16 protein-coding genes are annotated in these 22,165 nt (G+C 61.6%); 13 read left to right on the top strand and 3 right to left on the bottom strand.

Annotated elements, in window-relative coordinates; translation table 11 throughout:
• Positions 1–13: 13 nt before the first annotated feature.
• Positions 14–904, bottom strand: coding sequence for an SDR family NAD(P)-dependent oxidoreductase (locus BM416_RS03030; protein ID WP_092485234.1), 891 nt, complete (start codon positions 902–904; stop codon positions 14–16).
• On the bottom strand, positions 901–2,439 hold the full coding sequence (locus BM416_RS03025; protein WP_092485231.1) for a flavin-containing monooxygenase: 1,539 nt from the start codon (positions 2,437–2,439) through the stop codon (positions 901–903). The genes BM416_RS03030 and BM416_RS03025 overlap by 4 nt, the downstream gene beginning before the upstream one ends.
• Before the next feature lie 275 nt (positions 2,440–2,714).
• Between BM416_RS03025 and BM416_RS03020 the strand changes: the two genes are divergently transcribed.
• The 11 genes from BM416_RS03020 (at position 2,715) to BM416_RS30300 (ending at position 17,186) form a co-directional block, all read left to right on the top strand.
• Complete coding sequence (locus BM416_RS03020; protein WP_092485228.1) at positions 2,715–3,713, top strand: alpha/beta fold hydrolase; 999 nt, start codon at positions 2,715–2,717, stop codon at positions 3,711–3,713.
• Between the two features lie 294 nt (positions 3,714–4,007).
• Positions 4,008–5,288 carry an alkane 1-monooxygenase gene (locus tag BM416_RS03015; protein WP_092485225.1) on the top strand — a complete coding sequence of 427 codons (1,281 nt, stop codon included), beginning with the start codon at positions 4,008–4,010 and terminating at the stop codon, positions 5,286–5,288.
• 117 nt (positions 5,289–5,405) lie between these two features.
• On the top strand, positions 5,406–5,900 hold the full coding sequence (gene praA / locus BM416_RS03010) for an alkane oxidation protein activator PraA (RefSeq protein WP_027608592.1): 495 nt from the start codon (positions 5,406–5,408) through the stop codon (positions 5,898–5,900).
• A 123-nt stretch (positions 5,901–6,023) separates the two neighbouring features.
• The gene (gene praB, locus BM416_RS03005; RefSeq protein WP_092485222.1) at positions 6,024–6,518 is read left to right on the top strand and encodes an alkane oxidation protein activator PraB; all 495 of its coding nucleotides are present in this window, start codon (positions 6,024–6,026) and stop codon (positions 6,516–6,518) included.
• A 131-nt stretch (positions 6,519–6,649) separates the two neighbouring features.
• Complete coding sequence (locus BM416_RS03000; protein WP_092485219.1) at positions 6,650–8,104, top strand: outer membrane protein transport protein; 1,455 nt, start codon at positions 6,650–6,652, stop codon at positions 8,102–8,104.
• Between the two features lie 253 nt (positions 8,105–8,357).
• The gene (locus BM416_RS02995) at positions 8,358–10,883 is read left to right on the top strand and encodes an acyl-CoA dehydrogenase (RefSeq protein WP_092485216.1); all 2,526 of its coding nucleotides are present in this window, start codon (positions 8,358–8,360) and stop codon (positions 10,881–10,883) included.
• Positions 10,884–10,957: 74 nt separating this feature from the next.
• Positions 10,958–12,301 carry a 3-oxoacyl-ACP reductase gene (locus BM416_RS02990; protein ID WP_092485213.1) on the top strand — a complete coding sequence of 448 codons (1,344 nt, stop codon included), beginning with the start codon at positions 10,958–10,960 and terminating at the stop codon, positions 12,299–12,301.
• Between the two features lie 3 nt (positions 12,302–12,304).
• Positions 12,305–13,195 (top strand): MaoC/PaaZ C-terminal domain-containing protein, encoded by an 891-nt coding sequence (locus tag BM416_RS02985; protein ID WP_092485210.1) that lies wholly within the window; start codon positions 12,305–12,307, stop codon positions 13,193–13,195.
• The gene (locus tag BM416_RS02980) at positions 13,192–14,490 is read left to right on the top strand and encodes an acetyl-CoA C-acetyltransferase (protein WP_092356810.1); all 1,299 of its coding nucleotides are present in this window, start codon (positions 13,192–13,194) and stop codon (positions 14,488–14,490) included. Before BM416_RS02985 ends, BM416_RS02980 begins: the two co-directional genes overlap by 4 nt.
• A gap of 31 nt (positions 14,491–14,521) precedes the next feature.
• The gene (locus tag BM416_RS02975) at positions 14,522–16,225 is read left to right on the top strand and encodes an AMP-binding protein (protein ID WP_092485207.1); all 1,704 of its coding nucleotides are present in this window, start codon (positions 14,522–14,524) and stop codon (positions 16,223–16,225) included.
• 142 nt (positions 16,226–16,367) lie between these two features.
• A complete protein-coding gene (locus BM416_RS30300; RefSeq protein WP_139237729.1) occupies positions 16,368–17,186 on the top strand; it encodes a hypothetical protein in 819 nt (272 codons plus the stop codon).
• A gap of 71 nt (positions 17,187–17,257) precedes the next feature.
• Here BM416_RS30300 and BM416_RS02965 read toward each other — a convergent pair whose 3' ends face one another.
• On the bottom strand, positions 17,258–18,373 hold the full coding sequence (locus BM416_RS02965; protein WP_092485201.1) for a Gfo/Idh/MocA family protein: 1,116 nt from the start codon (positions 18,371–18,373) through the stop codon (positions 17,258–17,260).
• Positions 18,374–18,671: 298 nt separating this feature from the next.
• Between BM416_RS02965 and BM416_RS02960 the strand changes: the two genes are divergently transcribed.
• Together BM416_RS02960 and BM416_RS02955 are read left to right on the top strand one after the other, a co-directional pair.
• Entirely contained in the window at positions 18,672–19,700 is a 1,029-nt protein-coding gene (locus BM416_RS02960; RefSeq protein WP_174562745.1) for a WD40/YVTN/BNR-like repeat-containing protein, read from the top strand.
• A gap of 15 nt (positions 19,701–19,715) precedes the next feature.
• Complete coding sequence (locus BM416_RS02955) at positions 19,716–22,091, top strand: efflux RND transporter permease subunit (protein ID WP_092485198.1); 2,376 nt, start codon at positions 19,716–19,718, stop codon at positions 22,089–22,091.
• Positions 22,092–22,165 lie beyond the last annotated feature (74 nt).

The raw sequence follows: 22,165 nt of genomic DNA, 5'->3' as shown, positions 1-22,165 counted from the left end.
TTCGTGCTCCTGTTCAGAGACGGGGCTCGTCGTTGGTTTCAAACACTTGCCTGCGTTGCTTGGGGGCCATGCGCTTGCTGGCCAGCACCACCAGCGCTTGATAGGCCGCCGGCAGGCAACGGGCGAGCAGGTCGAGGAAATACGCGTCGCGGCCAATCAGCACACGACGCTTGTTTTTGCGTACGCCTTGCAGGATCACCTTGGCGGCCTGGTCGGCATCGGTGATGAAGAGTTTTTCGAAGTCGGCGCGGGCCTGCTGTTCGCTGTGGATCAGGAAGCCGGTCATGTTCGCGTCGATGCGGCTGCTGCGACAGATATCGGTGCGGATGCCGCCGGGGTGCACGCAGGTGGCCGAGACGCCGCAGCGTTGCAGGTCAAGCTCCTGGCGCAGGGCTTCGGTAAAGCCGCGCACGGCGAATTTGCTCGCGTTGTAACCGCTCATGCCGGGCTGGGCAAACAGGCCGAACACGCTGGACGTGTTGATCACATGGCCGTCGCCACTGGCCTTGAGGTGCGGCAGGAACGCCTTGGTACCGTAGACCACGCCCCAGAAGTTGATGCCGACGATCCACTCCAGGTCGGCGTAGTCCACGCCTTCGACCGTACTCGACAGGGCCACGCCGGCGTTGTTGAACACCAGGTTGACCTGGCCATGCTCGGTCACGCAGCGCGCCGCCCAAGCCTCCATGGCCGGGCGGTCGGACACATCCAACACCTGGGTGGTAATCGTCACCGGCGCCAGGGTCGAGGTCTTGATCAGTGCCAGGGTCTGCTCCAGGCCCTGGGCGTTTTTGTCCGCCAGTGCCAGGTGGCAACCTTCGCGCGCGAGTGCCAGGGCCAATGCACGGCCCATGCCGGATGCCGCGCCGGTAATCGCCGCCACGCGGCCGTTGAATGACTTCATGAGAGGCTGCCTTCTGCGGTGGAGTGGGGCGCCGTTGCCGGACGGGGCGGCGCAGTGAGGGGCAACAGGTCGACCGCATAGTCCTTGAGTGCGAACTGCCGGGTGACCCGCTTGAAGCGCCATGTCGAAGCGGGCCACAGGGTGGTGTTCTTGCCGGTACGTGGGTCCAGGTACCAGCTCTGGCAACCGCCGGTGTTCCAGATGGTGCGCTTGAGTTGGTCCTGCAATTGACGGTTGTAGGCCTGTTCCACCATCGGTTTGACGTCCACCGTGGCGATGCGATGGCGCTGCATCTGCCTGAGCGCGTCGAGGATGTAGGTCACCTGCGCCTCGATCATCAGGATCATCGAGTTATGGCCCAGGCCGGTGTTGGGCCCGATGATCAGAAACAGGTTGGGATAGCCCGGCACCGTGGTGCCCTTATAGGCGTGTGCACCGTCGCGCCAGGTGTCCATCAGGTCCACACCGTCGCGACCGATGATGCAGTCCCGGGGCAGCGGGTCAGTGGCCTGGAAGCCGGTGCCGAAAATCAGGCAGTCGGCCGGGTGCTTGATACCGTCGGCGGTGATCACACCGTCGGCTTCGATGCGCAGGATTCTGTCGGTCACCACCTCGACATTGCTGCGCGACAGCGCCGGGTAGTAGTCATTGGAGATCAGCACACGCTTGCAGCCGATGGTGTAGTCCGGCGTCAGGGTCTTGCGCAGGGAAGGGCGCGCCACTTGTTTGCGAAGGTGGCGCAGGGCGACTTTCTGCACCATTTTCATCAGCCGTGGATGCAACGCAAAGCCCAGCACACGGCCTTCCAGTGCCCAGTAGAAGGCGCCACGCACCAGGCGCTGGGTAACAGGCAGGTGCTTGAACAGCCAGCGTTCGAACGCTGAAATCCCGCGGTCGGGCTTGGGCATGATCCACGGTGGAGTGCGCTGGAACAGATCCAGGTGCGCCACCTGCGGCGCAATCTGCGGCACGAACTGGATGGCACTGGCCCCTGTGCCGATCACCGCCACGCGCTTGCCTTTCAAGGCGTATGCGTGATCCCACTGCTGGGAGTGGAAGCGCTTGCCCTTGAAGGTTTCCAGCCCCGGAATCTCCGGCAGCGCCGGGCGTGCCAGGGCGCCCATGCCCGACACCAGCACCCGCGCACTGACGTGGCGGCCATCGCTGAAACTCAACTGCCAGCGTTGTAGCTGTTCATCGAACACCGCGCGCTTCAGGCCCATGCCGAAACGCAGGTAGGGCGCCAATCCGAAGCGCACCGCGCAGTGTTCCAGGTAGGCGCGGATTTCCGCTTGCGGCGCGAACTGCCGTGTCCAGTCCGGGTTGGGCGCAAAGGAAAACGAATACACATGGGACTGCACATCGCAGGCGCAACCCGGGTAATGGTTGTCCCGCCAGGTGCCGCCGAGGGTGTCGGCCTGCTCGGCGATAAAGAAGTCGGTGAACCCCGCTTCCTTGAGCTTGATGGCCATGCACAGGCCGGCAAAGCCAGAGCCGATGATGGCGATGTCGATGGAATCACTGTGGGCATTCATAGGCGGTCCTTCATGGGCATCGGATGTGCTCCTGTTTTTGTTGTGTCTTTTAGATAGAACACCATTGCAAAGAAAAATTGAATTAATTATTTTAAAAAAGATTTTAAATAATCTACCTGAAAATAGCGCCTACGCTAGGACCTTGTGGCTTATGTGCGACTTGTCCGACGGACGAGCGTGGTACGCACGCCGTTCAGGTCCAGGGTGTGGACGTTGGCCGAGGCCTTGATCAATTCCGGTCAGGTCGCCGGTCACAGGGATGCCGAGGACGAGCTATGGCTGTGCAATGGGTGACTGCTGCAGGTGTGCTGGTGGGGGCGAGTGCGGTGCTATGGGGTTTCAGCGCCTGGATGACACGGCGCATCGAAGCCGCTGTTCCGATCAACGGGCGCTTCGTGGAGGTGAATGGCGAGCGCTTTCATTATGTGGAAGAGGGCAAGGGCCCACCGCTGGTGATGATTCACGGGCTGATGGGCAGCAGTCGCAACCTGACCTATGCCTTGTCCGGCCGGTTGCGTGAGCACTTTCGGGTGATCACCCTCGACCGTCCCGGGTCGGGGTATTCCACGCGGCATAAAGGTACCGCTGCGGACTTGCCGGCCCAGGCGCGGCAAGTCGCGGCCTTCATCAACCAGCTTGGCCTGGACAAACCCTTGGTGCTCGGGCATTCCCTCGGCGGCGCGATTTGCCTGGCCCTGGCCCTTGATCATCCCGAGGCTGTATCGGGCCTGGTGCTGGTGGCACCGTTGACCCATCCCCAACCCAGGTTGCCGCTGGTGTTCTGGTCGCTGGCGGTGCGACCGGCCTGGTTGCGACGGTTTGTGGCCAATACCCTCACCGTGCCCATGGGCCTGTTGACTCGACGTTCGGTGGTCAAGGGCGTGTTTGCGCCGGACGCCGCTCCCGAGGATTTCGCCACCCGGGGCGGCGGCTTGCTGGGGATGCGCCCCGACAACTTTTACGCTGCCTCCAGCGAGATTGCGCTGGTCAACGACTGCCTGCCCGGGATGGTCAAGCGCTACCCCCAACTGACCCTGCCCATCGGCCTGATCTATGGCGCGGGGGACAAGGTGCTGGACTTTCGCCGGCATGGCCAGGCCCTCGCCGATAAAGTGCCCGGCCTCAAGCTGCAAGTGGTGGAAGGGCGCGGCCACATGCTGCCGATCACCGCCACGGCGCGGGTGGTCGAGGCCGTGCTGCACGTGGCCAAGCGCGTGCGCCCGGTGGAAACGGCCACGGTCCTGCATCCGCCGTTTGCCTTGGCGAACAAATAATCGTGGCCCTCATCGCCGGGTCGAACGTCGCAAATGCCTGCCCTAGAGACCTGACCAAACAGCTGAAAAACAGACTGTCCAGTCACGTAAAAAAGGCCTCGAAAAAGTAGTTGACGACCTAACGATTCCGCGCTATTTATTTAAAAAAATATTTCAATATTTATTTTGAAATGATTTTTGAAATGCCTAAGAGCGAATAAAAATGAAAAAAACGTCTTTTATCGCATGGTTGATTTCCCGGAGCATCCAGCGCTCCCTGAACCTGTTTACCGCCTGCCTGCCAAGGAGGCTGCCATGAACCAGACTCTGGCAGCGCCAAGCATTTGGACCGACGGCAAGCGCCACCTGTGGTGGTTGGGTATCATGCCATTGGCCACTCCTCTGTTGTCCGGCGCACTCGCCATTGCCACTGGCATCCAGCAACTGTGGTGGGTCGGTGTACTGGTGATCTTTGGCCTGATCCCCCTGATCGACGGGCTGCTCGGCGAAGACATCAGCAACCCGCCCGAATCCGCCGTCAACCACCTGGAATCCCAACGCTACTACCGCTGGATCGTCTACACCGGTGTGCTGTTCGTCATCTCGTCGGTGGTGATTACCGGATGGCTGGCCGCCGGCGGCATCGACTGGATCATCCGCGGCGGCCTGCTGCACGCCACCGCCAACCTTGAGCCTTCCAGCTGGCTGGCCCACGCCGCCGGTTACATCACTGAGCGTGCGCAACTGCATGGCCAACCAAGCTGGTTTACTTACCTGGGCATGGCCATGTCGACCGGAGCCGCCACCGGCATCGCGATCAACACGGCCCATGAACTGGGGCACAAGCCCAATGCCCTGGAAGTGTTCCTCGCCAAGGTCACCCTGGCGCCGACCTTCTACGGGCACTTCTACACCGAGCACAACCGTGGCCATCACGTGCGCGTCGCCACGCCGGAAGACCCGGCCAGCTCGCGGCTGGGTGAAAGTTTCTGGGCCTTCCTGCCGCGCTCGGTGTGGTTCAGCGCACACTCGGCCTGGAACCTGGAGCGCGAGCGCCTGCGCAAACTCGGCCTGCCGGCCTGGCATTGGAAAAACGCTGTGCTCAGTGCCTGGATGTACAGCGTGGTGTTGTGGGGCGCGATGATTGCCTGGCTGGGGGCTGCGGTGATTCCGTTCCTGGTTATCCAGGGCATCTACGGCTTCTCGTTGCTGGAAGTGGTGAACTATGTGGAGCACTACGGCCTTAAACGCCAGAAGTTGCCCAACGGTCGTTATGAACGGTGTTCGCCTCGGCACTCCTGGAACAGTAATCGGATTGTCACCAATATCTTTCTGTTCCAACTGCAGCGGCACTCCGATCACCACGCCAACCCGACGCGCAGTTATCAGTCGTTGCGCCACTTCGATGAGTCGCCGCAACTGCCTTATGGTTACGCGAGCATGATTGTCTGGGCCTATGTACCGTACTTGTGGCGGCGGCGCATGGATCATCGAGTCCTTAATCATTATGCCGGGGATATCACCCTCACCAATCTTCAACCTTCACAGCGTTTGAAGTACCTGGAGAAGTACAGCGGCAGTGCCAAGCCGTTTTGATCTGAAGTAACACTTAGTTTTGTCGTGTGCTCGGGGCCTGATTGCCGCGCAGGATTTTATCGCCCCGAGAAAGTGCTTTGACCCGAACAACAATAATTAAAGGGAAGGACGTACACCATGCAAACACCTGCCAAGTTCACCACCCATATCGTATTGGCCGTGCTGGGCCTGATCGCCTATCACCAGGCCCAGGCCGCGCGTATCGAACCGGCGGGCAGCGCCTTTACCGCCCAGGGCCCGATCAGCTTCTCCAAAGGCGCGCTGATCAGCGCCGATTGCACCATCAAGGTGGCCGGCAAGGTTGCTGCGGACGGTTCCTCGGTCAATGTCGACAAAGTCGAATTCGACGGCGGCCTCAAGTGCAGTCGGGTCGAAGCCATCAACTTGCCGTGGATCCTGGTCGCCAAAGATACCAGGAGCGGTTCCATGTCGAAGATCAGCGTCGATGTTCACGCTTTCGGCCTGGGCGGCAAGTGCGGACCTTCTACCGCCGATGGCACCTGGGATAACGCCACCGGCAAGTTGGAAGCTGCCAATGTACCGATTGGCGAAGACTGCAAGATCAAGACGGTGTCGATCAAGATGCCGCCGAACTTCAAAGTTGTTGAATAGCGTGCTGCGGTAATTGAATTGAAATTTGGCTGGAAAGGGAAGTTCTGCAGTTTCACCGTGACCTCTCGTTCATGGCCATTACCCCCTGGCGAAATGACTCGCCATAACATGTGAGGAAAAACAATGAAAAGCTTGAAAACCCTCGTATCGTTGTCTGCTTTGGCTGTTTGCATGGGTGCTGCTTCGATGGCCAATGCCTATAGCATCACCCCGGTGAACTCGAGCTTCACTGCGCCAGGCACCATTTCGGTGAAGTCGCCATCCTCGTTCCAGGCCACTGTTAACTGCGGCGCAACTTTTACCGGGAACGTCGATGCCAGCGGTGTGGCAAAAATCACCGGTGTGGCGGTGACCGGCGGTGGTCTTTGTGCGCTGCCGAAAATCACCGGTCTGCCATGGACCTTGACCGCCACGGGTGCCTCTGCGGGCTCGGTCAGCAACGTCGGTTACACCATCGCCGCGTCGGTTCTGTATCCGGCGTCCAATTGCGGCCCGTCCACCATCACCGTGGGCTACAGCGGTGGTGTACTGACCGCCTCCAACCAGACCCTGAGCGGCAGCTGCACCGTGGTGAGCCTCAGCGTTACCCCAAGCCCGACATTTACCATCGTGCCTTGATGGGCAACTGACACACCGGGCTGATCACCTGTTGAAAGACTGGCGCCTCGATCGGGCGCCAGTTTGTGAACTGCCGGAAGCAAAACGAACCGGCGGGGCCGGCTCAGAGAAATAACAATAAGGAGTGCCGCATGAATAATAAGAAACAACACGTGCAGGTTTTGCTGGGGCTGGCACTGATAGGCGGGGCGATGGTGAACGCGCCTGCACAGGCCGGCGGTTTTTCAACACCGACCTACGGCGCACCCGGTTGGGGCCGGGCATTTGCCGGTGGCTCGTTGTTCAAGAACGATCCCAGTTCCGCGTACAACAACCCGGCGGCCATGGCGTTTGTCGAACACAACGTGGCGCAATTTACCGTCGACTACGCCCGCATCAAGATCAAGTACAAAGGTGACGCCTCTGATTATGCAGGCAACCCGATTTCCAATACGCCCTTGGACGCCAATGGTTTTCCCGACGTCGCAGCGACCACGGTGAATAACAACGACGGCGGTCAAGGCGGGTTCACTGCCTGGTTGCCAACCGGTTTCATGGTCATGCCCCTGGGGGATCGGTTTGCTTTCGGCCTGAGCCAGGTTGTGCCGCAAGGTATGCGCTCCACTTGGGATCAGGACTCGAAACTGCGCGACTTTGCAGTGGACACCAAAATTGAAACCGTAGGATTGACCGGATCCCTGTCCTTTAAGGTGAATGATCAATTTTCTATCGGCGGTGGCGTGATCGTGCAACACAGCAAGGGCTTCGTCAGCCAAAACGTGGACTTGTTGTCTGCCGCCGCGGTGTCCGATTCCGTGCTGGGTGGGATCAATTTTCCGTCTGATGTCGGCAATGCCTTGATGCGTGTGAAGGTCGACAACATTTCAGCGGGCTGGTTTACCGGCATTGTATGGAAACCCACGGAGCGAGACACCCTTGGCTTGAATTACCACGCCAAGATCAAGAACAAGATGACCGGCAAATATAATATTTACGCCGATCAGTTTTCCTACAACCTGATGACCCAGCCAAGTCCGTTTGGCGGTAGCGGTACGTTGGTGAATACCGCTTATCCAGGGTTAGAGCTGGCACCGGACGGCGCCCATGCCAGTGTCCAACTGGACATTCCTGCCACGGCCGGCCTGGACTGGGTGCACCAGTTCAACGATCGCTTCACGATGGGGGCCAGTGTGACCTGGACTGAGTGGTCCTCTTTCAAAGACCTGACGCTCGAGTCCGGTGGCACCACCATTGTGTCCATTCCCTACAACTACAAGAACACCTGGATGTACTCCCTCGGCGGTGACTACCGCTTGACCGATGAGTTGACCTTGCGTGCAGGTGTAGCCCTTGACCAGACACCTACACGCAATTCGACCCGCGACCCGCGAATCCCGGATGGCGACCGTACATTCCTGTCGTTGGGGGCTGGTTACGATGTGAAAGCAATCAAGGGCCTCAGTCTTGACTTGGCCTATTCCCACCAGTTCGTGCAAGAGGTCAAGCTCAAGACTCAAAACGTCGATCGCCTGGGTGGCGCAAGCCTGAATGGCAAGGCGGAGTCGTCGGGCGATGTGGTGAGCGTGTCGGCCACCTACGCGTTCTGATATTTCATAGAGGGTGATGGAAAAGGCACCAAGCGCATCTTGATGCCTTCACCCTCATTCCACGTCGACAGTTCCTTGAGTATTGGCATTCCAGGCTGATTCATTCAGCCGCTTTTTTTCGCCCAGGCATTAAATAAAAATTTCAAAACAAAATTTGAATTTGTCTTTCCAAGTTTGTAGTGTGGCTTTACGCCGCAGGTCGATCCGACCTTTCGCACGTAAACCACGCCCTGAATCGAGTAGAGGTATCCCCATGGTTATCTGGTTATTGGTGGGTGTCGCAGCCGCGATTGCCCTGGCGTATCGACAAGCTGCCGCCATCCTGTGGCTGGGCGCTGGCCTGATCTGGCTGACAGCGGGCTACCTGTTCAATGGAGTGGCGGCTTTCGGCGCCACCGTCGCGGCAGTGCTGGTGGTATTGCCGGCGTTGTTGATGAGCCTTAAACCGCTGCGCCGCGCGCTGTTGACCGGCAAGGCCCTCAATCTGTTTCGCACGATCATGCCGGCGATGTCCGACACCGAACGCGCCGCCATCGAGTCCGGCACCGTGTGGTGGGATGCCGAGCTGTTCAGCGGCAAGCCCGACTGGCAGCGCCTGCTGCAAGCGGCCCCGGCGAGCCTCAGCGCCGAGGAGCAAGCCTTCCTCGACAATGAAGTGGAAACTTTGTGCGATATCGCCAACGACTGGGAAACCACCCAGGTCTGGCAGGACATGTCCCCCGAAGGCTGGCAGTACACCAAGGACGCCGGCTTCCTTGGCATGATCATTCCCAAGCAGTACGGCGGCAAAGGCTTCTCCCACTATGCGCACTCGCAGGTGGTGATGAAGCTCTCGACACGCTGCTCGGCGGCGGCGATTTCGGTGATGGTGCCCAACTCCCTGGGCCCGGCTGAACTGCTGCTGCATTACGGCACCGACGCCCAGCGCAATTACTACCTGCCACGCTTGGCCCGGGGCGAAGACATCCCGTGCTTTGCCCTGACCAGCCCGTACGCCGGCTCCGATGCCGGGGCGATTCCCGATGTGGGCATCGTCTGCAAAGGCACCCATGAAGGCCAGGAAGTACTGGGTTTCCGTGTGACGTGGGACAAGCGCTATATCACCCTGGGACCGATCGCCACGGTGCTCGGTCTGGCGTTTCGCGCGGAAGATCCGGACGGATTGCTGGGGCCGAAAGGCTCTCTCGGCATCACCTGTGCCCTGATCCCCACCTCCCATCCCGGCGTAAACAGTGGTCGCCGGCACTGGCCGCTCAACGCCGTATTCCAGAACGGCCCGACCACCGGCAAGGATGTGTTCATCCCGCTGGAATGGGTGATCGGCGGCCGCGAACAGGTCGGCAACGGCTGGCGCATGTTGATGGAGTGCCTGGCCGCCGGCCGCGCGATTTCCCTGCCGTCGGCCAACGTCGGCCTGGGCAAGGTCGCGGTGCGCGGAACCACGGCCTACGCGGCGATGCGCAAACAGTTCGGCTTGCCCATCGGCAAGTTCGAAGGGGTGCAGGCGCCGCTGGCGCGCATGGCCGGGCACCTGTATGCCTGCGATGCGGTGCGCAAGGTTTCGGTGGCTTCATTGGATGCCGGTGAGAAACCCTCGGTGATCTCGGCCATCGCCAAGTACCACGTCACCGAACGCGCGCGGATGATCGTCAATGACGGCATGGACATCGTCGCCGGCAAGGGCATTTGCATGGGCCCGAATAACTTCCTGGCCCGTGCCTATCAGCAAAGCCCCATCGCCATCACGGTGGAAGGCGCGAACATCATGACGCGCTGCCTGATCATCTTTGGCCAGGGCCTGATTCGTTGCCATCCCTATGTGTTCCGCGAAATGGAAGCGGCGCGCAACCCGGACCGGCGCCAGGCGCTGGAAGACTTTGATCGCGCGATGTTCGGCCATGTGAGCTTTGTATTGGCCAACACCGTACGTGCGGCGGTGCATGCCCTGACCGGCGGGCGCCTGATTTCCGTACCGGCCAAGACCGACCCGGCGCTGGCGTCCTACTATCGCCAGGCCAATCGCCTGTCGGTGGTGCTGGCGCTGGTCTCGGATATTTCCATGGGCGTGCTGGGCGGTGCCCTCAAGCGCAAGGAAAGTATCACCGGGCGTTTGGGCGATATTCTGTCGCAGCTGTACATCCTGTCCTGCGTGCTCAAGCGCTTCGAGGACGACGGCCGGCCCCAGGCAGACCTGCCGCTGGTGCATTGGGCGGCACAGGACGCATTGCTGCGTGCCCATGAAGCCCTTGCCGAAGTGCTGGACAACTACCCCTCCACAGCGGCGGCGGTGGTGCTGCGTGGCTTGACGTTCCCGTTCGGTATTCCGTTGCGCAAACCCTCGGATCAACTGCTGGCCCAGGTGGCCGATGTGGTGCAGATCCCCGGCGAAACCCGCGACCGCCTGTTGGCCAATTCCTACATTCCGCGTCCGGAAATCGACAAGCTGGCCTACGGCGAGTTGGGGTTCCGCCTGCTGCCGCAAGTCGAGCTGATCGACGCCCGGCTCAAGCCGGCCATCAGGCAAGGCCTGCTCGAACCGATGCCGATTGCCGCCACGGCCTTCACCGCCTGGCGCGTCAAGGCGCGGGCGCTGGACCTGATCAGCGACGACGAAGACGCCTTGCTGGCGCGCTATGTGGAATACGCCGACCACGCTATCCAGGTGGATGACTTCCCCCAGGACTTCGGTTTGCTTGAGGCGTTGCAGCAGCGCAGGCAGGCGTTGGAACCGGCGCCCAAACGCCGAACCGCCCAAGGTGAAAACGCCCCGGTCAACTGATGTGGGAGGGGGCAAGCCCCCTCCCACACAGACCGGGTTTACACGGCAAGTTTGTGTGGTGAGTGGATCTATCTATGAGTGACAGCTACCTATCGTTCGTCAATTCCCCCTGGGGCCGTCGCCTGGCCCAGGTGGTGGGCTTGCCCCAGCCTGTGCCGTTGCAGCGCCATCGCAGCGGCCAGCCAGGCCTGGCCAACCCGGTGATTGTCGCCGGGGCAGGGCGCCTGGCTGCGCAGGTGCAACAGGTGTTCAGCGCCACCGACACGGTCACCGCCACCCCGGCGACGCTCAAGGCGCCGTCCACGGTCAAGGTGCAGGGCGCGGTATTCGATGCCAGCGCTGTGGTCGACCTGAAACAGTTGGATGAGCTGTACGAATTCTTCCACGCCAACGCCAAACGCCTCGGCCAGCATGGTCGGGTGGTGGTGTTGGGCACGGCGCCCGAACACTGCGCGGACTTGCCCCAGGCCATTGTCCAGCGTGCCCTCGAAGGGCTGGTGCGCTCGCTGGCCAAGGAGCTGCGCCGCGCGATCACCGTGCAGTTGATCTATGTCGCGCCGGGTGCCGAAGCGGCGTTGGACAGCAGCCTGCGTTTCTTCCTGTCGCGCCGCTCGGCCTACGTCTCCGGGCAGGTGGTGCGCCTGGAGAAACCGGTGGACGGCCACCCCAGTGTCAACTGGAATAAACCCTTTGCCGGCCGACGCGCGCTGGTGACCGGGGCTTCCCGTGGCATCGGCCTGGCGATTGCCCAGGTACTGGCACGCGATGGCGCCCACGTGGTCTGCGTGGATGTGCCCCAGGCCCAGGAATCGCTGCAACAAGCGGCCGCCAGTGTGGACGGTTCGGCGCTGCCATTGGACATCACGGCGGCGGACGCCGCTGCACAGCTTCAAGCCCACGTCAGCCAATACGGCGCTTTCGACGTGGTGGTGCACAACGCCGGGATCACCCGCGACAAGACCATCGCCAAGATGACTGAAGCGGCCTGGCGCAGCGTGTTGGCGGTCAACCTTGAAGCGCCGTTGAACCTGAGCAATGCCTTGCTGGACAACCAGGGTTTGAATCCTGGAGGTCGTATCGTGTGTGTGTCGTCGATCTCCGGTATTGCCGGCAACCTCGGGCAAAGCAACTACGCCACCTCCAAGGCCGGCGTGATCGGCCTGGTGCAAGGCCTGGCGCCGCGTGCGGCGGCGGCACAGGTCACGGTGAATGCGGTGGCGCCGGGGTTTATCGAGACCCAGATGACCGCAAAAATTCCGCTGATGATTCGCGAAGCGGGGCGGCGCATGAACTCGATGTCCCAGGGCGGTCAGCCGATCGATGTGGCCGAGACCATTGCCTGGCTGGCGCACCCGGCGTCGGGCGGGGTCAACGGCCAGGTCGTGCGCGTGTGCGGCCAAAGCCTGCTGGGAGCCTGAGCCATGGACTACGTGACGCAGATTATCGACCCACCGCCTTCGCGCACGCGCCTGCTGCTGGACGGCGTGCGTGGCCTGCGCAAACCCAAGCTCGAGGGCGCACCGCCGTTGCCCAAGGAGCGCCTGGTGCGCTCGGCGGTGGAATTGTCCGCCAGCGGTATCGCCGCCTATGGCCGTGCCTGTGGGTTTCGCCGCGAACAGGGTGTGCCGCTGTCCTACCCCCATGTGCTGGCGTTCCCGCTGCACCTGATGCTGCTGACCCGTCCGAGTTTTCCGTACCCGGCCAGCGGCATGGTGCACCTGGCCAACCGCATCCGGCAGCACCAGCGCCTGCATGAAGGCCAGGCGTTGCGCCTGGAAGTCTTTTGCGAACGCTGGGTGGCCCATGCCAAGGGCCAGGCGCTGAGCATCGCCACCCGCGCCTACAGCAACGGCACCCTGGTGTGGGAAAGCGACAGCCTGTACCTGCGCCGCGAGGTGAAAAATCCCGTCGGCGAGCCGTGGGAAGACGCGCTGGCGTTGCAGGAGGAGGGCCTGTTGCGCACCCAGCGCTGGGTGTTGCCCGCCGATCTGGGGCGGCGCTTCGCCAAGGTCTCGGGGGACTTCAACCCGATCCACACCTCACTGATCGGCGCCAGGCTCTTTGGCTTTCGCCGCGCCATTGCCCATGGCATGTGGACCCTCGGCCGCGCATTGGCCGCTCAACAACCCCCCGGTGGCCTGGATCAGGCCGAAGCCCATTGCGACTTCAAGCTGCCGATCTTCCTGCCCGGCCAGGTCGCCCTGTGGCAACACCCCGTGAGCGGCCCGCGGCGCGAATTCGAAGTGCGCAATTTCACCGGCGACAAACCGCATATGCGCGGGCTATTTGTCTGGAATGAGAGCCCTACATGAGTGACTACAGCTTCAACCCGGCCCCGACCCGCCGCGTGGCGATCATCGGCGGCAACCGCATCCCGTTTGCCCGTTCCAACACGGTGTACGCCCACGACAGCAACCAGGACCTGCTGGTGGCGGCGCTACAAGGCCTGGTCGACCGTTACAACCTGCACGGCCAGCGCCTGGGCGAGTTTGCCGCCGGCGCGGTGATCAAGCATTCACGGGATTTCAACCTGGCGCGTGAATCGCTGCTGTCGACCACCTTGTCCCCGCAGACCCCAGCCTACGATGTGCAGCAAGCCTGCGGCACCGGCCTGGAAGCGGCCTTGCTGGTGGCGAATAAGATCGCCCTTGGCCAGATCGACGTGGGCATCGCCGGTGGTGCCGACACCACCTCCGACGCGCCCATCGGCATCAATGAATCCCTGCGCCACACCTTGCTCGCGGCCAACCGCGCCAAGGGCATGGGCGACAAGGTGAAGGCACTGCTGAAGGTGCGTCCGTCGATGTTGTTCAAGCCGCTGTTGCCGCGTAATGGCGAGCCGCGTACCGGCTTGTCCATGGGCGAACATTGCGAAGCAATGGCCCAGCGCTGGCAGATCAAGCGCCTGGCCCAGGACGAGCTGGCCCTCACCAGCCACCAGCGCCTGGATGCCGCGTATCAGCGCGGTTTCTTCGACGACCTGATCAGCCCCCATCGCGGCCTGGCGCGGGACAACAACCTGCGCGCCGACGCCAGCCTGGAGAAACTTGCCGGCCTGTCCCCGGCCTACGACCGCCAGCACGGTACCCTCACGGCGGGCAACTCCACGCCACTGACGGATGGCGCCTCGGTGGTGCTGCTGGCCAGCGAAGATTGGGCGGCGGCCCATGGCTGGCCGGTGTTGGCCTACCTGCGCACGGGCGAGACGGCGGCGGTGAATTTTGTCGACGGCAGCGAAGGCCTGCTGATGGCCCCGGCCTATGCGGTACCGCGCATGCTCAAGCGCGAAGGGCTGAGTTTCGCCGACTTCGATTTCTTCGAGATCCACGAAGCCTTTGCCGCCCAGGTGCTGTGCACGCTCAAGGCCTGGGAAGACGCCGACTACTGCCGCGAACGGCTCGGCCTGGAGGCGCCGCTGGGGGCCATCGACCGCGCCAAAATGAACATCAACGGCGGTTCTCTCGGCTGCGGCCACCCGTTTGCCGCCACCGGTGGCCGGCAATTGGCGGCGCTGGCCAAGGCCATTCACGAGCGGGGCGGCGGTCGCGGCCTGATTTCCATCTGCGCGGCGGGCGGGCTGGGCATTACCGCTATCGTCGAAAAGTAGCCCCATCAAAAACAACAATAAGGAGACTGCCATGAACGCTATCAGCCTGGAATACACCGAACGGGTCTGGTTGAACGCTTACCTGCCCGGCGTCCCGGCGGACATCGATGCCGGTATCGAGGATTACCCGTCGTTGCGCGAGGTGTTCCTGGAGCACCTGGAAAAGTTTCGCGAGCGGGTCGCCTACGTCAGCATCGGCACCGAAATGACCTACGCCGACTGGCAGGTGCAAGGCATTGCGTTCGCCGCCTGGCTGCAGGGCCAGGGTGTACAGAAGGGCGACCGCGTGGCGCTGATGATGCCCAACTGTCTGCAGTACCCGATCTGCCTGCTGGGCACGATCCTGGCCGGCGCGGTGGTGGTCAACGTCAACCCGTTGTACACCGCCCATGAGCTCAAGCACTTGCTCAAGGACAGCGGCGCCGAAACCGTGGTGATCTTCGAAAACTTCGCCCACACCCTGGAAAAAGTCATCGCCGGCAGCAGCATCAAGCGCGTGGTGGTGGCCGCCATCGGTGATCTGCTTGGCAGCTTCAAGGGCGCGGCGATGAACTTCATCCTGCGTCGCGTGCAAAAGCAGGTGCCGGCGTTCAACCTGAGGGGCTCGGTGCGTTTCAACCAGGTGTTGAAACAGGGCCGCGCGCTCAACCACTTCCCGGTGGACATGCACCTCGACGACCTGGCCTTCCTGCAATACACCGGCGGCACCACCGGGGATGCCAAGGGCGTGATGCTCAGCCATCGCAATATCATTGCCAACTTGCTGCAGGCCAAGGCCTGGGTCGGCGACCAACTGGACCAGGACAAGCAGGAAACCAACGTCACCCTGCTGCCGCTGTACCACATCTTTTCCCTGACGGTGAACTGCCTGATGTTCATGTGCCTGGGCGGGCGCAACATCCTTATCGCCAACCCGCGGGATGTGAAACGGGTGCAGATGATCCTGCGCAAGGAGCGCTTCAATGGCATTGCCGGGGTCAATACGCTGTTCAACGGCTTGCTGGAGAATAAGGAGTTCTGCGCCCGGGACTTCTCCGACCTGCGCATGGTGATCGCCGGCGGCATGGCCACGCACACGGCGGTGGCCAAGCGCTGGAAGGACGTCACCGGGCTGCCGATCATCGAAGGCTACGGCCTTACCGAATGCTCGCCGGTGGTGAGCATCAGCCCGATCGATATTGCGCGCATGCGCGAAATGGAATTCACCGGCAGCATCGGCGTGCCGTTGCCGTCGACCTGGGTGCGGTTTATGCGTGAAGACGGCGAGCTGGCCGATATCGGCGAGCAAGGCGAACTGCAGGTGCGCGGCCCACAGGTGATGCAGGGGTACTGGCAGCGGCCGAAGGAAACCGCCGAGGTGCTGGATGCCGAGGGGTGGCTGTCGACCGGTGATATCGGCGTGATGGACGAACGCGGCTATATCCGCCTGGTGGACCGCAAGAAAGACATGATCCTGGTCTCGGGCTTCAACGTGTACCCCAATGAAATCGAAGACGTGGTGGCGCTGCACCCGGGCGTGGGCGAAGTGGCGGCCATCGGCGTGGAAGACGGCGTAACGGGGGAGAAGGTCAAGATCATCGTGGTGCGCAAGGACCCGAACCTGACCCAGGAGCAGCTTCTCGCCCATTGCCGCGAATACCTGACGGGCTACAAGGTGCCCAGGTATGTGGAGTTTCGCAGTACCGAGTTGCCTAAAACGACGGTGGGTAAAGTGCTGCGTCGAGCCTTGCGCTAGAGAAGCAGGAACTGATTCGGACAGGCTTGCCACATAAGGACTACTTGCAACCCAGCGTTATCGCTGTGTATCTGCGTCCTGGTGCGACGCTGGACAGGCAGGTGAACACTTTTTGGCCAAACCGGACTGGAGACATCAAACGATGTTGGCGCCTGCTCTTGATAAACCTGTTACTTCCTCACGCCTGGACTCGGAGGTGGATCAGGGCAATAGCTCTTCCCCAAAACCAACGGCGAATTCGTCCGCAACTCCGCAAAAGAGCGCCTCAATCAGCTTTCAGTCGAGTGACACCCCGCGGTCGGCGGCGTTTTACGCGAACGCGGATATCGCCGGCTTCGAGGCGCGTGACCGTGCACAGCAGATCAAAGCAGGTTATTGGCCCCTGGGGGTTATGCGCAATTTCAAGCAGTTCGTCCGCCACTGCTTTGGCGCCCAGCGCCCTCCAAGGCCCGACCCGTTCCCCTGCAGGCCCTGCTACGGTTTCGGTAGCAAGAGCAATGCGGACCTATCACGCATGCTGCTCGACAGGTTCGATGACTTCAAGGCACCCCATGGGATCATCACCAAGGACGGCCTGAAGAATATGGCCGGCAAACCGCTGACCGGCGATTATGACAAAGACCAGAATATCCGCCTGGCACGGGAACTGATGAGGCGTGGAGACCTGGTCGATGATATGGACCGTCACCATATCACCGGCGGGCTGGATAGCCTGATCGATCGAAACAACCTCAACATCACGATGTTTAAAAACCAGAATGACAAAGAGTTGGCCCGAGAGCTGATGCGTGATGTCGATCTGTTCAAGGACCCGCAGTGGCCCATCCACCTCAGCCTCGAAAAACTGCATGAAGTTGCCAACTGGACCGTTACCAGGCATCCCTACTTCGGTCGCCAGGCCTGGCTGGCAAAGGAACTCCTCAGGCGTCCCGAAATGCTCGACAGGCTTCACTTCCGCTGATTGAGAGGTGTGCAGGTGATCTGAAAGTTGGGAGGGGGCTTGCCCCTCCCACAAGGGTTTTGCATTGCGCTTCAGAGCGAGTTTAGGTTGACCCAGCGCTCTTCACGGGCCGCCACACGAATCGCCTTCGCCAACCGCTCCACCTCCCACGCCGCTTCAAAATCAGTGCCATCCGCGCCTTGCCCCGCCACGGCCATGATTAACTCCTGCACCTCCAGGGTCTTCAGCTCGTTGTACCCCAGTTGATGCCCCGCCGCCGGGCTGAACGCCGCGTAGCCGGGCAGCGCAGGACCTGCCAGCAAACGCTGGAAACCGTCCTGGCCGACACGGCACAGGCGCAGTTCATTCAAGCGCTCCTGATCGAACGCCAAGGTGCCCTTGGTGCCGCTGATCTCGAAACTCAGGTGGTTCTTGTAACCGTGCTTGAGCCAACTGCTGCTCACCGTGCCGCGCGCACCGTTGGCGAAGCGCAGCAGGGCGTGCACCTGGTCATCCACGGCGATGGCTTTCTGCTCGGCGCTGCCTTTGACGGCCGGGCGTTGGGCGTGGACGGTCTGGGTGTCGGCACACACGCCGGTCACATCGCCCACCAGGTAGCGCGCCATCGACAGCAAGTGGCTGCCCAGGTCCGCCAGGGCGCCACCGGCATGCTCCACTTCACAGCGCCACGACCACGGTGACGCCGGGTCGGCCATGAAGTCTTCGCTGAACTCGCCCTGGAAGCTGATGATGTCGCCGAGGTCACCCTCGGCAATCAGTTGCCGCGCCAGGCCGATCATCGGGTTGTGCTGGTAGTTGTAGCCGACCCGCGTTACCACCCCGGCTTCGCGGGCGGCCTGGCGCATGGCATCGGCTTGCTCCAGGCTGACCGCCAGGGGTTTTTCGCAGTACACCGCCTTGCCCGCTGCAATGGCCGCCATCGCCATGGGAAAGTGCAGGTGGTTCGGCGTGGTGATGGCCACCACATCCACGGCGGGGTCGTCGATCAGCGCCTGCCAGTCGCCGTGGGCCTGGGCAAACCCCCAGGCCGTGGCACAGCGCTGGGCGCGTTCGGTGTCGGCATCGGCCAGGGCGGCCAGCTTGAGGTGTACCGGCAGTTCAAATACCGCCCGGGCATTGTTGAAGGCCAGTGCATGGGCGCGGCCCATGAAGCCTGTGCCGATCAAGCCGATTCCGAGTTCACGCATAGCCGTGGTCCTTTGGATTATTGTTTTCAGGAAGGCTATTAATGGAATAAAAATTCCCATATTTCAATAGATGGAATAAAAATTCATTAATCAGCCTGGCTGATACCCGCCTATTCAGGCATGGCCAAACGCCGTCAGTTAACAAAAGATAACGTAGCACCGATTGTCAGACGATTCGAAAGCCCGATAGGATGGCCCCTGCTTCCTCCAGGCGCTCTAGATTGCAGGTTTCAGGGCCCGGGAAGGCGAGACGACCTAACAATAATAAATGGGAGAAAGGTCTATGAGTGAGCCTGTCATGGGTTGGGTTGTTTGCCGCCCACGCGCCGCACGCAGGGTTGCGTTGCTGGCCGCAGCGCTCTCGCTGTTTGGGACTGTCGCGTTGCCGACTGTCGTCCAGGCCGCCAGCGATACCTCTTTTGCGATTGAATCCCCCAAGGCCGCCAAGGGCCTGATGATCGATGTCGTGCATGCCGGCAAGCGCCTGGTGGCGGTCGGTGATCGCGGGCACATCCTCTATTCCGATGACCAGGGCAGCACCTGGACCCAAGCCAAGGTCCCCACCCGGCAACTGCTCACGGCGGTGTATTTCGTCGATGACAAGCAGGGCTGGGCGGTCGGCCATGATGCGCAAATCCTCGCCAGCACCGACGGCGGTGCCACCTGGACCCAGCAGTATCAAGACCTCAAGCGTGAAGCGCCGTTGCTCGATGTGTGGTTCAACGATGCCCACCACGGCCTGGCCGTGGGCGCCTACGGGGCGCTGATCGAAACCACCGACGGCGGCAAGACCTGGGAAGACGTCAGCGACCGCCTCGACAATGAAGACCAGTTTCACCTCAACGCCATCGCCCGGATCAAGGACGCCGGCCTGTTTATCGTCGGCGAGCAGGGCAGCATGTTCCGCTCCAGCGACGACGGCCAGACCTGGGAAAAACTCGAAGGCCCCTACGAGGGTTCGCTGTTTGGCGTGATCAGCACCGCACAACCCCAAACCCTGCTGGCCTACGGCTTGCGCGGCAATCTTTACCGCTCCACGGATTTCGGCAGCACCTGGGAACAGGTCGAACTCAATGCCGCACGCGGCGCCCTGGAGTTCGGCCTGTCGGGGGCCACCTTGCTCGAAGACGGTTCGCTGGTGGTGGTCGGCAACGGCGGCAGCGTGGTGGTCAGCCATGACGACGGCCAGACCTTCAGCGTGTTCAATCGCCCCGACCGTATTTCATTGTCGGCCGTCACGGCGGCAGGCAATGGCAACTTGATTCTGGTCGGGCAGGGTGGTGTTCGCGTCGCCACACCCACTGGCGCCGAACCGACAAAACAATAAGAAGGCGGGGAACGCATGAGCAGTCATCACAACGATAAAGCGACCTTTCTTGAGCGCCTGATCTTCAACAACCGCCCGGCAGTCATCGTGATCTGCCTGCTGGTGAGCATTTTCCTGTTCTGGCAGGCGACGTTGATTCGCCCGTCCACCAGCTTTGAAAAGATGATCCCCCTCAAGCACCCCTTCATCGAAAAGATGATGGAACACCGCAACGACCTGGCCAACCTGGGCAACACGGTGCGTATCTCGGTGGAGGCCAAGGACGGTGACATCTTCACGAAGGAGTACATGGAGACCCTGCGCCAGATCAATGACGAGGTGTTCTACATCTCGGGCGTCGATCGTTCGGGCCTCAAGTCGCTGTGGAGCCCCAGCGTACGCTGGACCGAAGTCACCGAAGAAGGCTTTGCCGGCGGTGAAGTGATCCCGCAGAGCTACAACGGCTCGGCGCAAAGCCTCGATCAACTGCGCAACAACGTGCTTAAGTCCGGCCAGGTCGGGCGTCTGGTGGCCAACGATTTCAAATCGAGCATCGTCGATATCCCGCTGCTGGAGTCTTACCCGGACCCGCAGGACCAAGGCAAGTTGCTGGCCCTGGATTACCGCAAGTTTTCCCATGAACTCGAAGACAAGATCCGCGACAAGTTCGAAGCCCAGAACCCCAACGTCAAGATCCACATCGTCGGCTTCGCCAAGAAGGTCGGCGACCTGATCGACGGCCTGGTGATGGTGGTGCTGTTCTTCGGTGTTGCGTTTGTCATCACCCTGGTTCTATTGCTGTGGTTCACCAACTGCCTGCGCAGCACCGTCGCGGTGTTAAGCACCACACTGGTGGCGGTGGTCTGGCAACTGGGCCTGATGCACTTCTTCGGCTTCGGGCTGGACCCGTATTCGATGCTGGTGCCGTTCCTGATTTTCGCCATCGGGATTTCCCACGGCGTGCAGAAGATCAACGGTATCGCCCTGCAATCCAGCGAGGCGGACAACGCGCTGACCGCCGCGCGGCGTACCTTCCGGCAACTGTTCCTGCCGGGGATGATCGCGATCCTCGCGGACGCCGTGGGCTTTATCACGCTGCTGATCATCGATATCGGCGTGATCCGCGAACTGGCCATCGGCGCGTCCATCGGCGTGGCGGTGATCGTGTTCACCAACCTGATCCTGCTGCCGGTGGCGATTTCCTATGCGGGTATCAGCAAGCGTGCCATCGCCCGGAGCAAGAAGGACGCGCACCGCGAACATCCGTTCTGGCGCCTGCTGTCGAAATTTGCCAGCCCCAAAGTCGCGCCGGTCTCAGTCCTGCTCGCGCTGGTCGCCTTTGGTGGCGGCCTCTGGTACAGCCAGAACCTGAAGATTGGCGACCTCGACCAGGGCGCGCCGGAATTGCGCCCGGATTCGCGCTACAACAAGGACAACAACTTCATCATCAGCAACTATTCCACCAGCTCCGACGTGCTGGTGGTGATGGTCAAGACCAAGGCCGAAGGCTGCTCGCGCTATGAAGCCATGGCGCCCATCGACCAGTTGATGTGGAAGATGCAGAACACCGAGGGGGTGCAGTCGGCGATCTCGCTGGTGACCGTGTCCAAGCAGATGATCAAGGGTATGAACGAGGGCAACCTGAAATGGGAAACGCTCTCGCGTAACCCCGATGTGCTGAACAACTCCATCGCCCGCGCCGACGGCCTGTACAACAACAATTGCTCGCTGGCGCCGGTGCTGGTGTTCCTCAACGACCACAAGGCCGAAACCCTCGACCGTGCGGTGCATGCGGTGCAGGACTTCGCCAGGGAGAACAACAAGGACGGCCTGGAATTCATCCTCGCCGCCGGTAACGCCGGGATCGAAGCGGCCACCAACGAGGTGATCAAGGAGTCGGAACTGACCATCCTGATTCTGGTGTACCTGTGCGTGGCGACCATGTGCATGATCACCTTCCGCTCCTGGGCGGCAACCCTGTGCATCGTGCTGCCGCTGGTGCTGACCTCGGTGCTGGGCAACGCGCTGATGGCGTTCATGGGTATCGGCGTCAAGGTCGCGACCTTGCCGGTGGTGGCCCTGGGCGTGGGGATCGGCGTGGACTACGGCATCTACATCTACAGCCGCCTGGAAAGCTTCCTGCGCGCGGGCCTGCCGTTGCAGGAAGCCTATTACCAGACGCTCAAGTCCACCGGTAAAGCCGTGCTGTTCACCGGTTTGTGCCTGGCGATCGGCGTGTGCACCTGGATCTTCTCGGCCATCAAGTTCCAGGCCGACATGGGCCTGATGCTGACCTTCATGCTGCTGTGGAACATGTTCGGTGCACTGTGGCTGCTGCCGGCACTCGCGCGTTTCCTGATCAAGCCCGAGAAGCTGGCGGGGCAGAAGGGCAACTCGTTGTTTGCCCACTAAAGCCTGGGTAAAAAACAATCTCCATGCCCGTTACGGTGAGCGGGCTCGCCACAGAAAGCCCGCTCGGCACTGCA

The organism is Pseudomonas sp. NFACC42-2 (assembly GCF_900116055.1).
GTDB classification, from domain to species: Bacteria; Pseudomonadota; Gammaproteobacteria; order Pseudomonadales; family Pseudomonadaceae; genus Aquipseudomonas; species Aquipseudomonas marginalis.
The sequence above is the reverse complement of the archived record's forward strand: the minus strand, read 5'-3'. Positions and strand labels throughout refer to the sequence as shown.

Coding starts and splice junctions, on each gene's coding strand:
- BM416_RS02965 (WP_092485201.1), bottom strand. CDS start 18,373: ATGCGTGAACTCGGAATCGGCTTGATCGGCACAGGCTTCATGGGCCGC.
- BM416_RS03030 (WP_092485234.1), bottom strand. CDS start 904: ATGAAGTCATTCAACGGCCGCGTGGCGGCGATTACCGGCGCGGCATCC.
- BM416_RS30300 (WP_139237729.1), top strand. CDS start 16,368: ATGTTGGCGCCTGCTCTTGATAAACCTGTTACTTCCTCACGCCTGGAC.
- praB (WP_092485222.1), top strand. CDS start 6,024: ATGAAAAGCTTGAAAACCCTCGTATCGTTGTCTGCTTTGGCTGTTTGC.
- BM416_RS02960 (WP_174562745.1), top strand. CDS start 18,672: ATGGGTTGGGTTGTTTGCCGCCCACGCGCCGCACGCAGGGTTGCGTTG.
- BM416_RS03020 (WP_092485228.1), top strand. CDS start 2,715: ATGGCTGTGCAATGGGTGACTGCTGCAGGTGTGCTGGTGGGGGCGAGT.
- BM416_RS02990 (WP_092485213.1), top strand. CDS start 10,958: ATGAGTGACAGCTACCTATCGTTCGTCAATTCCCCCTGGGGCCGTCGC.
- praA (WP_027608592.1), top strand. CDS start 5,406: ATGCAAACACCTGCCAAGTTCACCACCCATATCGTATTGGCCGTGCTG.
- BM416_RS02985 (WP_092485210.1), top strand. CDS start 12,305: ATGGACTACGTGACGCAGATTATCGACCCACCGCCTTCGCGCACGCGC.
- BM416_RS03025 (WP_092485231.1), bottom strand. CDS start 2,439: ATGAATGCCCACAGTGATTCCATCGACATCGCCATCATCGGCTCTGGC.
- BM416_RS02980 (WP_092356810.1), top strand. CDS start 13,192: ATGAGTGACTACAGCTTCAACCCGGCCCCGACCCGCCGCGTGGCGATC.
- BM416_RS02995 (WP_092485216.1), top strand. CDS start 8,358: ATGGTTATCTGGTTATTGGTGGGTGTCGCAGCCGCGATTGCCCTGGCG.
- BM416_RS02975 (WP_092485207.1), top strand. CDS start 14,522: ATGAACGCTATCAGCCTGGAATACACCGAACGGGTCTGGTTGAACGCT.
- BM416_RS02955 (WP_092485198.1), top strand. CDS start 19,716: ATGAGCAGTCATCACAACGATAAAGCGACCTTTCTTGAGCGCCTGATC.
- BM416_RS03015 (WP_092485225.1), top strand. CDS start 4,008: ATGAACCAGACTCTGGCAGCGCCAAGCATTTGGACCGACGGCAAGCGC.
- BM416_RS03000 (WP_092485219.1), top strand. CDS start 6,650: ATGAATAATAAGAAACAACACGTGCAGGTTTTGCTGGGGCTGGCACTG.